The 13,502-nt window shown below is 64.2% G+C and carries 10 protein-coding genes and 1 pseudogene; 5 read left to right on the top strand and 6 right to left on the bottom strand.

Features of this window, described 5'->3' with window-relative positions:
* Positions 1-195 precede the first annotated feature (195 nt).
* The 3 genes from lipA to pdxR all read right to left on the bottom strand — a co-directional run bounded on the left by lipA (position 196) and on the right by pdxR (position 3,493).
* Complete coding sequence (lipA, locus tag ACQ4WP_RS01840) at positions 196-1,203, bottom strand: lipoyl synthase (protein WP_436518395.1); 1,008 nt, start codon at positions 1,201-1,203, stop codon at positions 196-198.
* Between the two features lie 37 nt (positions 1,204-1,240).
* A complete protein-coding gene (lipB, locus tag ACQ4WP_RS01835) occupies positions 1,241-1,945 on the bottom strand; it encodes a lipoyl(octanoyl) transferase LipB (protein WP_436518394.1) in 705 nt (234 codons plus the stop codon).
* A 75-nt stretch (positions 1,946-2,020) separates the two neighbouring features.
* Positions 2,021-3,493: a MocR-like pyridoxine biosynthesis transcription factor PdxR gene (gene pdxR, locus ACQ4WP_RS01830; protein ID WP_436518393.1), complete on the bottom strand. Its 1,473-nt coding sequence runs from the start codon at positions 3,491-3,493 to the stop codon at positions 2,021-2,023.
* A gap of 137 nt (positions 3,494-3,630) precedes the next feature.
* Here pdxR and ACQ4WP_RS01825 point away from each other — a divergent pair, with 137 nt between their 5' ends.
* The gene (locus tag ACQ4WP_RS01825; protein WP_436518392.1) at positions 3,631-4,830 is read left to right on the top strand and encodes a multidrug effflux MFS transporter; all 1,200 of its coding nucleotides are present in this window, start codon (positions 3,631-3,633) and stop codon (positions 4,828-4,830) included.
* On the opposite strand, the gene ACQ4WP_RS01820 is transcribed toward ACQ4WP_RS01825, so the two are convergent.
* The 3 genes from ACQ4WP_RS01820 to ACQ4WP_RS01810 form a co-directional block, all read right to left on the bottom strand.
* Positions 4,823-5,119, bottom strand: coding sequence for a DUF493 family protein (locus ACQ4WP_RS01820; protein ID WP_102122449.1), 297 nt, complete (start codon positions 5,117-5,119; stop codon positions 4,823-4,825). The genes ACQ4WP_RS01825 and ACQ4WP_RS01820 overlap by 8 nt on opposite strands.
* A gap of 349 nt (positions 5,120-5,468) precedes the next feature.
* Positions 5,469-7,076, bottom strand: a complete 1,608-nt coding sequence (locus tag ACQ4WP_RS01815) for a DUF6600 domain-containing protein (RefSeq protein WP_436518391.1) — start codon at positions 7,074-7,076, stop codon at positions 5,469-5,471.
* Positions 7,077-7,179: 103 nt separating this feature from the next.
* A complete protein-coding gene (locus ACQ4WP_RS01810) occupies positions 7,180-7,821 on the bottom strand; it encodes a LysE family transporter (RefSeq protein WP_436518390.1) in 642 nt (213 codons plus the stop codon).
* A 192-nt stretch (positions 7,822-8,013) separates the two neighbouring features.
* Here ACQ4WP_RS01810 and ACQ4WP_RS01805 point away from each other — a divergent pair, with 192 nt between their 5' ends.
* The 4 genes and pseudogenes from ACQ4WP_RS01805 to ACQ4WP_RS01790 all read left to right on the top strand — a co-directional run bounded on the left by ACQ4WP_RS01805 (position 8,014) and on the right by ACQ4WP_RS01790 (position 13,488).
* Entirely contained in the window at positions 8,014-8,961 is a 948-nt protein-coding gene (locus ACQ4WP_RS01805) for a DUF808 domain-containing protein (protein WP_436518389.1), read from the top strand.
* Between the two features lie 85 nt (positions 8,962-9,046).
* Positions 9,047-9,477 (top strand): annotated as a pseudogene (yiaA, locus tag ACQ4WP_RS01800) (inner membrane protein YiaA).
* A gap of 45 nt (positions 9,478-9,522) precedes the next feature.
* On the top strand, positions 9,523-11,631 hold the full coding sequence (locus ACQ4WP_RS01795; RefSeq protein ID WP_436518388.1) for an EAL domain-containing protein: 2,109 nt from the start codon (positions 9,523-9,525) through the stop codon (positions 11,629-11,631).
* 195 nt (positions 11,632-11,826) lie between these two features.
* Positions 11,827-13,488 carry a methyl-accepting chemotaxis protein gene (locus ACQ4WP_RS01790; protein ID WP_436518387.1) on the top strand — a complete coding sequence of 554 codons (1,662 nt, stop codon included), beginning with the start codon at positions 11,827-11,829 and terminating at the stop codon, positions 13,486-13,488.
* Positions 13,489-13,502: the final 14 nt, after the last annotated feature.

Raw genomic sequence — 13,502 nt, 5'->3', positions numbered from 1 at the left:
TTCCGCCTTGCGACGGACACCCTTGCCGTTCAGCTAGCACTTCCCCTTGCCCGGTGTGCAGAGGACTTTCACCTCCAAGTCACTCAACTAACCACCACAGTCAGTCGAGCCGCGCTCCCGCGCGTCGCGCCATGCCTGGCGCACCAAAAAAAAGCCACCGGCATGAGCAGGTGGCTTTGATGTGGCGCAAGGTGCTTAGAAATTCAGCGCCGATTCCACGCCGGCGCTGTGCGCCTGTTCATCCGCGTGGTACGAGCTGCGCACCATGGCACCCACGGCGGCGTGGGTGAAGCCCATTTTATAGGCTTCTTCCTCGAACATCTTAAAGACGTCCGGGTGCACGTAGCGGCGCACGGGCAAGTGGCTGTTCGATGGCGCCAGGTACTGGCCGATGGTCAGCATGTCGATGTCGTGCTCGCGCATGTCGCGCATGACTTGCAGGATTTCCTCGTCCGTCTCGCCCAGGCCCACCATGATGCCGGACTTGGTCTTCACTTCCGGGTACATGGCCTTGAAATCCTTCAGCAGTTTCAGCGAGTGCATATAGTCGGAGCCGGGACGCGCTTCCTTGTACAGGCGCGGCGCCGTTTCCAGGTTATGGTTCATGACGTCAGGCAAGCCATCCTTGAACAGGTTCAAGGCTTTTTCCAGGCGGCCGCGGAAGTCCGGTACCAGCACTTCGATGCGGGTGTTCGGCGACAGGGCGCGCGTTTGCTGGATGCACTCGACGAAATGGCCGGCGCCGCCGTCGCGCAAGTCATCGCGATCGACGGAAGTGATGACCACGTAGTTCAAACGCAGCTTGGCGATGGTTTTCGACAGGTTGGCCGGCTCTTCCTTGTCCAGCGGATCAGGACGGCCATGGCCGACGTCGCAGAACGGGCAACGGCGCGTGCACTTGTCGCCCATGATCATGAAGGTGGCCGTACCCTTGCCGAAGCATTCGCCGATGTTCGGGCAGCTGGCTTCTTCGCACACCGTGACGAGCTTGTTTTCGCGCAGGATGTCCTTGATTTCATAGAAACGGGTCGATGCCGAGGCGGCCTTGACGCGGATCCAGTCCGGCTTTTTCAGGCGCTCGACTTGCTCGATCGGAATGATCTTGATCGGGATGCGCGAAGTCTTGCTGGCGCCTTTTTGCTTTTCGCTCGGGTTGTAGGCGGGAGCGGCGGGGGCGGTGCTGGAAATGGTCTCAGAAGTCATGGCTGCAAGCCCTTGACGGGCATGTTGGTTTGTTTGCTCAGGCATCCGCTGCCTGAGGCGCGCCTGCGGCGCTGTTTACTTCGCTTACATCGAGTAATACGGTCAATTCATGGGCCAGGGCGCGCTGCACCTCGGCCAGCGGCGCCGACACGCCCATGCTGCGCATGTCCACCGTCTTCAGGCCGAAATAGCCGCAGGGGTTAATCCAGGAAAACGGCGCCAGGTCCATCGCCACGTTGAGCGATACGCCATGGTAGGTGCAACCGTTGCCGCGCACTTTCAAGCCCAGCGCGGCGATCTTCGCACCCTTGTCTGGCCCGCCAGCAATATAAATGCCCGGCGCGCCGTCGATGCGCTCGCCAGCGAGATTATACGCCGCCAGCACGTTGATGATGGCTTGCTCGATTTTATGCACGAACTGGCGCGCATACAGCTTGCCGCCCGGCTTGTTGCGGCGCAAGTCCATCAACAGGTAAATCACCACCTGGCCGGGGCCGTGAAAGGTGACTTCACCACCGCGGTCCGTCTGCACCACGGGCACATTCTCGGCACCTGCCAGCAAATGGCCGCGGTCGGCCGCCAGGCCCAGGGTGAACACGGGCGGATGCTCGACGATCCACAGTTCGTCGCGCGTGTCTGTCGTGCGCGCGTCGGTGAAGGCGCGCATGGCGGCAAAGGTCGGCTCGTAATCGACGCGGCCCAGCTCGCGGATCAGCGCCGCTTCGGTTCGGGTGGTGGTCATGACAGATTCTGTAATCAGCTGCCGGCGCCCTGCGGACGCTGCGGCGAAGCGGTGATTATAAGCCAGGCCGCCGTTTCATTCCGGGGCGGCCCCTGGCAGCAACAGCAGCCTGCCCAATTTTTGTGCAGCATGGCGTATCTGGGCCGCATTCAGGGCCGTGTAGCCCAGCAGCACGGCCGGCGCCAGCTTTGCGCTATGGCAAAAATCACCGAGCGGCTGCAGTACCAGCCCCTCCTGCGCCGCGCGCGCGCAAAACGCCCGCTCGTCGCCGTCCGGCGGCAGCCACAGCACGCAATGAAAGCCCGCCTGCTGGCCAGTCACCGTGTAGCGCCCGGCGGCCGTCTGCTCGAGGCAGGCCAGCAGCAGGTCGCGCCGCTCCTTGTAGGCCAGCCGCGCCTGGCGCAGATGGCGCACGAAAGCACCATCCTCCATCCAGGCGGACAGCGCCAGCTGCTCCGTCACGCCCACGGAACGACCCGTCAACTGCAGGGTGCGCAGCAACTGCGGGCGCAAGGCGGGCGGCAGCACCATGAAGCCCACGCGCAGGCCGGCAAACAAGGTCTTGTTGAAACTGCCACAATAAATCACGCGCTGGTACTGGTCCAGCGCCTTCAGGGCCGCCAGCGGCGCGCTCTGGTAATTGAATTCGCTGTCGTAATCGTCTTCCAGCACCCAGGCGCCGCCGTCGTTCGCCCATTCCAGCAAGGCCAGGCGGCGCGTGACGGACATGGTCACGCCCAGCGGCGACTGGTGCGCCGGCGTCACATACGCGAGGCAGGCATCGGTGTGCGCGGCCAGGGCGGCGCAATCGATGCCCTCGGCGTCGACGGCAATGTCCACGGACACGGCGCCCGCCAGGGCGAACAGGGCGCGCGCGGCCGGATAGCCGGGCTCTTCCAGGCAAACCTTGTCGCCATCGCGCACGATGCTGCGCGCCAGCATGTCGATCGCGTGGCGGATGCCGGTGGTAACAACGATGTCTTGCGGATCGCAGCGGATGCCCCGGTACTTGGCGAGAAAATCGGCGATCTGCTGGCGCAGCTGAGGCAAGCCGGCCGGATCGGCGCTGCACAACTGCTCCGGCGTGGCGGCCGCCAGCGCCCGCGTGGCGCACTTGGACCAGGCGGCCATGGGAAACAGGCTGGCGTCGGCGCGCCGCGCCACGAAGGGCAAGCCGTCGCGCACGCCCGTGTCCGAGGCGGGCGCGGGCAGGCTAGCCGCTGCGGCCGGGGTGGCATCGGCGAAGCCTGCCATCAGGAAGCGCTCCGGCACCACGGCGCACACGCGCGTGCCGGAACCGGGCACGCGCGTCACGTACGCTTCCGCGTGCAGGCGGTCGAACACGGTTTCGATGGTGCCGCGCGACAACTCCCACCGTTCGGCCAGGGTGCGGCTGGACGGCAAACGGCTGCCCGCCGGCAGCATCTTCGTCAGGATGGCCGAGCGCAGCGCTTCATACGCGCCATCCTGCTTGTTGACGCCCGCCTTGTCGAGCCAGCTGGTGGGACGAGGCAAGTCCAGGGCGTGCGGTGATTTTCCTCGCGGCATGATAATCGTCCAAGTGGTCCAATGAGTTTTCTGATGACTGGCACTTTGCATTACACCACAAACATCCTACTCTCACCGTTCCGGTGCGCCAGCGGGGCGCACGCATGAAGGGACACCTGAGAGGATCGTGTAAAACAATGCAGAAACAACTCGCTTTATGGGCCTGGGGCGGCATCGTGCTGCTGCTGGTCTGCCTGTCGCGCATCAGCATCGACATCTATTTGCCTTCGCTGCCGGCCATGGCCGATGCCCTGCACGCCAGCGATGCCCAGTTGCAGCTGACCCTGAGCCTGTTCATGGCCGGCTCGGCCGCCTCGATGCTGGCTTGCGGGCCACTGGCCGACCGTTACGGACGCCGTCCCGTGCTGCTGACCGGCACGGGCATTTATGTGCTCGCCAGCATCGTCTGCACCCTGACCTCCGATGTGCACGTGCTGATCGCCGCGCGCGTGCTGCAAGCGTTCGGCGGCTGCAGCGGCACCATCATCGGCAGAGTCATGGTACGCGACCGCTTCGACCCCGCCACGCAGGCGCGCATGCTGGGGAGAATATCGATGGTGATGGGCCTGTCGCCGATACTGGCGCCGCTGGCCGGCAGCGTGCTCGATGCAGCGTTCGGCTGGCGCGCCGTGTTCGGCGTACTGTGCCTGCTGGGCGCGCTATCGCTGGGACTGATCGCCGCGTATGTGCCGGAAACGAAACCAGCAGATGCCGTGCCACAAGGCAATACCCTGGCGCTGTACCGCCGCCTGCTGGGCGATGCGTATTTCCTGCGCTATGCGCTGGCCATCGCTTGTGTGTATTGCACGTATTTCCCGTTCATCGCGGAATCGTCCGTGTTGTTGCAAAGAGGTATGCATCTGTCACCGCACGCGTATGCGCTGGTGTTCGCGCTGACGGTCAGCGGCTATGTGGCGGGATCGAGCCTGTTTCGCGCCCTGGGACCGCGCCTGGGCGCCGATTATATGCTCGGCGTGGCGGTGCTGATCAATGTGGCGGGTGCAGGCAGTTTGTTGCTGGCGGGCAGCCTGGCGCCGCAGCACGTGGCGTCGCTGGTGGCGCCGATGCTGCTGGTGATGGTATCGGTTGGCATGGCCATCCCCGCCTGCCAGCTGGCCGTGCTGCAGCCGTATGGCGCCCAGGCGGGCAGCGCCTCGGGCCTGTTCTTCTTCGTGCAAATGCTCATCACGGCCGTTTGCGGTGCCGTGATCGCCGCCATCACGGACGGCAGCGAAAAACCCCTGCTGTGGGTGACGGCGGCGGCCAGCACGGCCTTTGCCCTGGTGTGGCGGCTGACGCAACGCCAGCCCGCCCGGGCAAAAGCATGTCTTACATGACGATCTTGACCATCGGGTGGCCCGACAGCGCCATGTACAGGGCATCGAGCTGCTCGCGGCTGATGGCGCGCACGGTCACGGTCAGGCCCGTGTAATTACCCTTGGGTGATGGGCGCTCTTCCATGCGGCCCACGTGGAAGGTCGGATCGTGGCTGATCACCAGTTCCAGCATGGTCGGCGCGAAGTCGACATGCGTCGGGCCCATGATCTTGATGGGAAAGTCGCTCGGGTATTCGATCAGCGATTCGCTGGGAGGAATCGTGACTTCGGTGGGTGGGGTGGTTTGCATGAGAAATCCAATCAGTGCCGGTCAGAACAGGCGGCGCAGCATATAGCGCGCGGCGGCTGCATAAAGACGTATTGTAGCCAACTTTGGCAGCGCCTGCGCCGTTGCCATGGCGCCAGGGGCGCGGAAAAAAAAAGCCAGCTTTGTAAGCTGGCGAAAACTATTTCGTTTGGACAAAATAGCCGGAAAATCGGTGCTCTCAGCCGCGAAGGCATTGCGTTGTCTTGCAATGACTCCACTGTAGACAAAACACCGCGACTTGACCGCTGAAATGTGACGAACTGTCGGTTTGGCGGCTTGAACGTCGATAATCCATGACCGGGCGGACAGACGGCCAGCGCCAGCGGCCCGTTCAGCGCTCCGTTTCCTGCGTCCGGCTACCGCGGCCGGGACCGCCGCGCTCATTGTTGCGTTCACGCGGCGGATTGGCGCGCTCGACACCGCGCGCATCAAAGGGACGCTCGATGACGGGGCGCGGCGGCGGCCGCTCGGCGCGGGACCGCTGCTCGCCACGCCACCCGGGATGAGCCACCTGGTCTTGCACGGGTGGCAAGGCCGGCAGGGCCGGCATCACGGGCTGGGCCGGCACCGGCGGCTGTTGCGGCTGTTGCGGCACGAGCGGCCGGTTCGGCTGCATGGGACGCGGCGCCATGTGCGTCTGGCCATCGTCCGTCTGCAAGCGGCCGGGACGATTGACCCAGTCGCGCCGGACACCGTTGTCGCCGCGCGGCGCATCAAAGGGGCGCTGCCAGTTGCCCGCCGGCGCAGGCGCCGTGCTCAAGGGCAAGCTTTGCAGCACGGGTGGCGGCATGCTGGTACGGTTGCGGCGCGGCACGTCGACCATGGGCTGCGCGCCAAAACGCTCGCCCGCCACGGAGCGGCGCCCCTCGGCCACGCGGTTGATGCGGCGTTCATAGTCCGCGCTGGCGCGGTAGCCGGGCACGTAGCGGTCATGCGGCGACAGGGGAAACCAGCCCACGCCAGGACGCGCGCCTTGCTGCGGCCCAGCATTTGGCCCATGAACACCACCCACCCACCCCACCAGGGCCGGCGCCCACGGCACGCGGCCGCGCTCGCGCCCCGGTGCCCAGCCCCAGCGGTGGCCCAGCAGCACCCAGCGGCCGTAATGCGAGGGCGCATAGCCCCACGGCGCATTGTCGACCCAGGTCCAGCCCCACGGCGCGATCCATGTCCAGCGCCCGTCGCTGTACGGCGCCCAACCGGCCGGCACCGTGCTGGGCAGCCACAAGGGGCCGTATTGCGCATCGTCCTGCCAGGCGCCGTAGCGGTCCAGCTCTTCATAGCCGGTGGTATCGTCCGTGACATAGCGCAAGGCCGGCGCGGCAGCGGGCAAGGCTTCGGGCCAGTGGTCGAAGGCGATCCTCTGCACGGAGCCCGTGCGCAATGCATCATCCGTCAGCTCGGCGCGCTTGCCAGCACGCAAGGTGACGCTGCCCGTCGCGCCATCCACGTCGGCCGCGCCGTCGAGCACGCTGACGACGCTGGTGCCGGGCTGGCGCCCCGCATCGACGCGCACCCAGCCCGGCTGGGTGAGCGTCACGCGGGCCTGGGCGGTGGTCAGCTCGAAGCCGCGCAGCGCGTCGGGATTGCGCACGCGCACGCTAACTGTGCCATAGCCCAGGTGCAATTTGAAACTGTCGTCATCGAGCTCGCTCACTTCCAGCTCGGAATCGCCATCGAGGCGCACGGCGGCCGCGCCCACGCGAAATTCCGCCAGCGCGCCGCGCTGGGTGCTGAGCCGGTTATCCGTCGTGACGGGCCAGTTCAGCAGGGCGTTTTGCGCCTCGCCATCACCGGCGCGCACCAGCACCTGCCCTTCGACGGTGGAAATGCGGCCCACGCGGGCGGGCGGGTCCTGCGCCAGGGCGAAGGTGCATGCCGACGACAGCAGCACGGCGCAAACGGTGTTCAGGAGGGGGAGAGACAGGATCGGACGCATGATAGCGCTCCAGGCAGGACTTACAAGGGTGATTGCTATCGATTACATCCGCATCGGGCGGGCATCGCAAGCGGGCTTACAAATGTTTGCATATTGATCTGGCTCAGGATGCAGCCTGGCCACCGCGCTTGACGAAGAACAGGGCGGCGCCGACGGCCATCAACAGGCCGCCAAAGAAGCGGTTCTGCTTTTTCACGGCGCTGGCGTCGCGGAAAAAACGCTGCATCGACGAGGCCAGGAAAGCGTAGCTGTGCATGACGATCTGATCGATCGTGCACATGGTGACGGCCAGTATCAGCAGTTGCGGTAGCAGAGGCGAAGTAGGGCTGATGAATTGCGGCAACACCGCCACCATGAAGATGATGCCCTTCGGATTCGTCACGTTGGTGAGAAAGCCCGTCAGCACGCGCCGGCGCATGGAAGGCACCACAGCGTCGGCATGCACGTCGCCCGTGACCGCCACCTTGGCGCGCCACTGCGACAGGCCCAGGTAGATCAAATATAGCGCGCCCACCGTCTTGACGAGATTGAAAGCCACTTCGGAGGCCAGCAGCAAAGAGCCCACGCCGGCGCCGGCGATGCCCAGCACCACCAGCAGCCCCAGCTGCAGGCCGAGAATGGTGGCGCTGGCCTTTTTCACCCCGTACGACAGGCCGTGCGACATCGACAGCACGGCGCCCGAGCCGGGCGAGACGGCGATGATGGAGGCGGCGATGACAAAGGTGATCCAGGTGGCAAAGTGCATGCGGTTTCCAAAAAATGGGGATGAGAGGCAATTTTAACCCGGCCAGTGCGGCCTTGCCGGCCCGCCCTGAGGTAAGATCGCAGTCATGCCTTACCTACGTCAGCCCTTGCCGTACAACCAAGAATAACATCATGAAAAACAACACTTTCCTCGCTCCAAGATTTCCTGCCACCACCACGGGAGCACGCTGAGATGGCCGGCTCCAGCCTGCTGGCCCTGCTCGACGACATCGCCAGCATCCTTGACGATGTTTCCCTGATGACCAAGGTGGCCGCCAAGAAGACGGCCGGCGTGCTCGGTGACGACCTGGCCCTGAACGCGCAGCAAGTGGCCGGCGTGCGCGCCGATCGCGAACTTCCCGTCGTGTGGGCCGTCGCTGTCGGTTCGATGAAGAACAAGGCCATCCTCGTGCCCGCCGCGCTGGCCATCAGCGCGTTTGCGCCGTGGGCCATCACGCCGCTCTTGATGGTGGGCGGCGCCTACCTGTGCTTCGAGGGCTTCGAAAAGATCGCGCATAAATATCTGCACCCGGACGACAGCCACAAGGCCGAGCTGGCACAGGCGCTGCGCGATCCGCAAGTCGACCTGGTGGCGCTGGAAAAGGACAAGATCAAGGGTGCCATCCGCACCGACTTCATTTTGTCGGCGGAAATCATCGTCATCGCCCTGGGCACGGTGGCTGCGGCCACCTTCGCCCAGCAGGTGGCCGTCGTCGTCGGCATCGCCCTCATCATGACGGTGGGCGTGTACGGCCTGGTGGCTGGCATCGTCAAGCTCGATGACGCGGGCTTTTATCTGGCGGCGCGCAAGGGTGCGGGCGCGCTGATGAATGGCGTGCGCGGCTTTGGCCGCATGCTCGTGTCGGCGGCGCCGAAACTGATGAAATTTCTCTCCGTGGTGGGCACGCTGGCCATGTTCATGGTGGGTGGCGGCATTTTGACGCACGGCTGGCCGTGGGCCAGCGGCATGCTGCACCACGCGGAAGAAGCCGTCGGCGGCGTGGCCGGCATCGGCCCCGTACTGGCGGCCGTCACGCCCAGCCTGATCAACGCCGTGGCTGGCGTCATCGCCGGTGGCCTGGTGCTGGCCGGCGTCACCGCCGTATCGGCTTTGCTGCGCATGGTCAAATCACACAAATAAGCTTTCTGGTCTGATGGGGCGGCAGGCGCATCCGTGTCTGCCGCCTCGGCCATGCCGGCGGCGCCTGCCTGCCCATGGAGACCCTATGCAGCCTTCCCCCATTCAACGCCCCAGCAACGCCTTCATCGGCGCCTCCTGGGCGGCCCTGCTGATCGGCGCCATTACCTATTTGTCCGGCCTGTGGAACGCCACGATGGCCTTCAACGAGAAGGGCTATTACTTTACGCTCCTCATGCATGGCCTGTTCGCCGCCATCTCGCTGCAAAAATCCGTGCGCGACCGTAGCGAAGGCGTCGCCGTGACGGGCATGTATTTCGGCCTGTGCTGGGTTTCCGTGCTGCTGGCCTTGCTGCTGCTCACCGTCGGCCTGTGGAATGCCGCCCTGCAAAACAGCGAAAAGGGTTTTTATGCCATGGCATTCCTGCTCAGCCTTTTGCCGCCGTGGCCGTGCAAAAGAATGTGCGCGATGTGGCGCGCGCCCCGGCCGCCACACCAGCCGACGCGCCGGGAACTTAAGCACTAGCGGCGCGTCTATCTCTATATCCATAGCGGGAGAGGACGATGAGCGACCAGCAGAAACGTTTACAAATGGCGCTGGAGGCGGCGCACATGGCGATATGGGATTCGCGCATCGTCGCTGGCCAGGTCATCGACGGCACGGTCATCTGGTCGGCCAGGGGCGCGGCCCTGCTGGGCCTCGGGGAGCGCGCCCTGACGCATTCCTTCCCCGCCTTCCTCGACTGCGTGCATGCCGATGACCGCGACAAGGTGATCGGCGTGCTGCAGGACGGTGTGCGCCGGTGCGGCGGCTACGCCCTGCAATACCGCGTCGTCTGGCCCGACGGCAGCGAACACTGGCTGGCGGCCAAGGCGCAGGTCTTCATGGATGGCGGCGGCCATCCCGAACGCACCCTGGGCGTCATCTGGGATGTCACCGAACACATACTGCGCGAACTCATGATCGACGAGCGCAAGGAACTGGCCGAAGTGACGCTCAGCTCCATCGGCGACGGCGTCATCACCACCGATCCACAGGGCAAGACGCGCTACCTGAACCGCGTGGCCGAGCAACTCACGGGCTGGAGCAGCCAGTTGGCCGAGGGGCTCGACATCCTGGAAACGCTGTGCCTGGTCGATGAGCACTCGAACCAGCCGCTCGAGCACGTCGCCATCAAGTGCCTGCGCCTGCGCCAGGCCATCGGCATCTCCACGCACACGCAACTGATCACGCGCGAAGGCCGGCGCATCGCCATTGAAGAGTCCGCCGCGCCCATCTGGTCGCGCGAAGGTGAGATCCTCGGCGCCGTCGTCGTGTTTCGCGACGTCAGCCACGAACGCAAGCTGAGCCAGCAATTGTCGTGGCAAGCCACACACGACGCCCTGACGGGCCTGATCAACCGGCGCGAATTCGAACACCTGGTGGCGGGCGCCCTGCATACGGCCAAAGAAAACGGCCACGCGCATGCGCTGCTATACCTCGACCTGGACCAGTTCAAGATCATCAACGACACCTGCGGCCACGCCGCCGGCGACGTGCTGCTGCAGCTGCTGGCCAAGATGCTGCAGGGACAGATGCGCGACAGCGACATCCTGGCGCGCCTCGGCGGCGACGAACTGGGCGTGCTGCTGCCCCACTGTCCGCTCGAGCATGCGCGCCTGATCGGCGAACAGCTGCGCCAGTCCGTGCGCGAATTCCCCTTCGCCTGGGACGAACACAGCTTCGAACTGGGCGTGAGCATCGGCATCGCGGAAATCAACCAGGACAGCAAGTCCATGAGCGAGCTGCTGAGCGCCGCCGACCAGGCTTGCTGCCTGGCCAAGGAGCAGGGCCGCAACCGCCTGCACGTGTACCAGGAGTCCGACGTCATGCTGGCGCAGCGGCATGGTGAAATACTATGGATTTCACGCCTGAACGAAGCGTTCGCACACGATTATTTCCGCCTGTACGCCATGCCCATCGTGCACCTGCGCGACAGCCCGGAACAACATGACGAAGTGCTGATCCGCATCCGCAACAGCCAGGGCGACCTGATACTGCCCGGCGCCTTCATTCCCGCCGCCGAACGCTACGACATGATGCTGTCCATCGACCGCTGGGTCATCCGCGCCGTCTGCCAGCATATCCAGAGCGTGCGCGACAGCCTGCCGCCTTTGGCCGCGCTGGCGGAAAGCCGGCGCCGCACACCGGCCCTGTATTCCGTCAACCTGTCGGGCATGTCGCTGGCCGACACGGGCCTGCAAGACTACATCACCGGACAATTCGTACAGTACGCAATTGCGCCTGAACAAATCTGCTTTGAAATCACGGAAACGGCCGTCATCGCCAACTTACCAAAAGCGCAAGTGTTCATGCGCCAGCTCAAGGCCATGGGCTGCCGCTTCTCGCTCGACGACTTCGGCAGCGGCTTTTCCTCGTTCGGCTACCTGAAAGCGCTGCCCGTCGACTACCTGAAAATCGACGGCGTCTTCGTGCGCGGCATCGCCACCAATGCCATCAACCGCGCCATGGTCAAGGCCATCAATGAAGTAGGCCACGTGATGGGCTTGAAAACGGTGGCCGAATACGTGGAAAACGCGGAAACCCTGGCCATCATCCGCGAGCTGGGCATCGACTACGCGCAAGGCTACGCCGTGGGCAGTCCGCGGCCGCTGACGGCAGGCATCGATTAGTCACCGCCAGCAACCAATAACTTTAAAACAATGCCGCATTGCTATCGCTAAATGCGTGCGAGCACGACCAATCTGGAGGATTTTGATCTACATCAATAAATTTGCGCAGGCGACTCCTTACACTGATCTCCATTCTTGCAATCGTGCAAGTCTTATTCACCAATTAGCTCTTTAACTGATCAGGAAGCCGCGACCATGCGCCAAAATTTGCCAGTGACTAACCGTGAAGTCCTCGTCTTGGACGATCAGGCCATCGTGTCGAAAACGGATATGAACGGCAATATCGTGTATGTGAATCCGTACTTCAGCCAGGTCAGCGGCTTCAGCGAGGCAGAACTGATCGGTTCGCCGCAAAATATCGTGCGCCACCCGGACATGCCGGCCGAAGCGTTTGCCGACCTGTGGACCTCGATCCAGGCCGGCACGCCGTGGACGGGCCTGGTCAAGAACCGTTGCAAGAACGGCGACTTTTACTGGGTGCGCGCCAACGTCACGCCCATCCGCGAAGCGGGCAAGACCATCGGCTACATGTCGGTGCGCGTGAAAGCCGACAAGGATCAGGTCAAGGTGACCGAGGAAGCCTACGCGGCCATCCGCAACAAGGAGGGTGGCAACATTGTCATCAAGAACGGGCAAATCGTGCGCCCGGGCCTGGCGCACCTGCTGCACAATCTGACGCACATGTCACTCAACCTGCGCATCTGGGCCGCCACGTCCATCGTTAACTGTTTGCAACTGCTGGTGTGCGTCATCAGCCTGTTCGCCAGCGGCGGCAAGATCACCAATTACGCCATCTTCGGCGCCACCCTGTTCGGCTTCCTGATCAACGTTTTCCTCTGGTACACCTTGCGCATGTCCGTGCTCAAGCCGCTGGGCAAGGCCCTGAACGGCGCGCGGGCGATTGCCGCCGGCGACCTGTCGGGCAGCTTTGAGACGGATAGCACGGATGAAGTGGGACAATTGCTGCGCGCGCTGCAACAGATGAACAGCAACCTGATCGCCACCATCCGCGACGTGCGCATCAACGTGGAAACCATGGCCGTGGCTACCAAGCAAATCGCCGTCGGCAATATGGACCTCTCGGGCCGCACGGAATCGCAGGCGGCCAGCCTGGAAGAGACGGCCTCGAGCATCGAGGAATTCTCGTCGACGGTGAAACAGAATGCGGACAACTCGGTGCAAGCGAACGAGCTGGCCGTGGCCGCCTCGAAAGTGGCCGTGCAGGGCGGCGAGATCGTTGCCGAAGTGATCACCACCATGGACGAGATCAACACCTCGTCGAAGAAAATCGTCGACATCATCGCCCTGATCGAAGGCATCGCCTTCCAGACCAACATCCTGGCCCTGAACGCGGCCGTGGAAGCGGCCCGCGCGGGCGAACAGGGCAGGGGCTTCGCCGTAGTGGCGGGCGAAGTGCGCAACCTGGCGCAGCGCTCATCCGTGGCGGCCAAGGATATCAAGCAACTCATTGAAATTTCCGTCGGCAAGGTGGGCGCCGGCATGCTGCAGGTGAACCGCGCCGGCGCCACCATGGAGCAAGTGGTCAGTTCCGTCAAGCAAGTGACGGCCATCATGCAGGAAATTTCCATCGCCTCGCGCGAACAGAGCATCGGCGTCGACCAGGTCAACCAGGCCATCGCCCACATGGACCAGGTGACGCAGCAAAACGCGGCCCTGGTGGAAGAAGCCGCCGCCGCCGCCACGCGCCTGGCGGAAGAAGCGGCCAGCCTGTCGCAAGCCGTGAGCCTGTTCAATTTCGGCAAGATGCCGCCACCGCGCCGCGTCGCCATGCCCGGCGGCAAGGGAGGCGCCGCGAACACCGGCAAACCCGCCACGCTGAAACGCCTGGCCGCCTAAACCTTTCAAGACTT

This window comes from Janthinobacterium lyxosi, from assembly GCF_051380665.1.
Classification (GTDB): Bacteria; Pseudomonadota; Gammaproteobacteria; order Burkholderiales; family Burkholderiaceae_D; genus Janthinobacterium.
The sequence above is the reverse complement of the archived record's forward strand: the minus strand, read 5'-3'. Positions and strand labels throughout refer to the sequence as shown.

Coding starts and splice junctions, on each gene's coding strand:
- lipA (WP_436518395.1), bottom strand. CDS start 1,203: ATGACTTCTGAGACCATTTCCAGCACCGCCCCCGCCGCTCCCGCCTAC.
- lipB (WP_436518394.1), bottom strand. CDS start 1,945: ATGACCACCACCCGAACCGAAGCGGCGCTGATCCGCGAGCTGGGCCGC.
- pdxR (WP_436518393.1), bottom strand. CDS start 3,493: ATGCCGCGAGGAAAATCACCGCACGCCCTGGACTTGCCTCGTCCCACC.
- ACQ4WP_RS01825 (WP_436518392.1), top strand. CDS start 3,631: ATGCAGAAACAACTCGCTTTATGGGCCTGGGGCGGCATCGTGCTGCTG.
- ACQ4WP_RS01820 (WP_102122449.1), bottom strand. CDS start 5,119: ATGCAAACCACCCCACCCACCGAAGTCACGATTCCTCCCAGCGAATCG.
- ACQ4WP_RS01815 (WP_436518391.1), bottom strand. CDS start 7,076: ATGCGTCCGATCCTGTCTCTCCCCCTCCTGAACACCGTTTGCGCCGTG.
- ACQ4WP_RS01810 (WP_436518390.1), bottom strand. CDS start 7,821: ATGCACTTTGCCACCTGGATCACCTTTGTCATCGCCGCCTCCATCATC.
- ACQ4WP_RS01805 (WP_436518389.1), top strand. CDS start 8,014: ATGGCCGGCTCCAGCCTGCTGGCCCTGCTCGACGACATCGCCAGCATC.
- ACQ4WP_RS01795 (WP_436518388.1), top strand. CDS start 9,523: ATGAGCGACCAGCAGAAACGTTTACAAATGGCGCTGGAGGCGGCGCAC.
- ACQ4WP_RS01790 (WP_436518387.1), top strand. CDS start 11,827: ATGCGCCAAAATTTGCCAGTGACTAACCGTGAAGTCCTCGTCTTGGAC.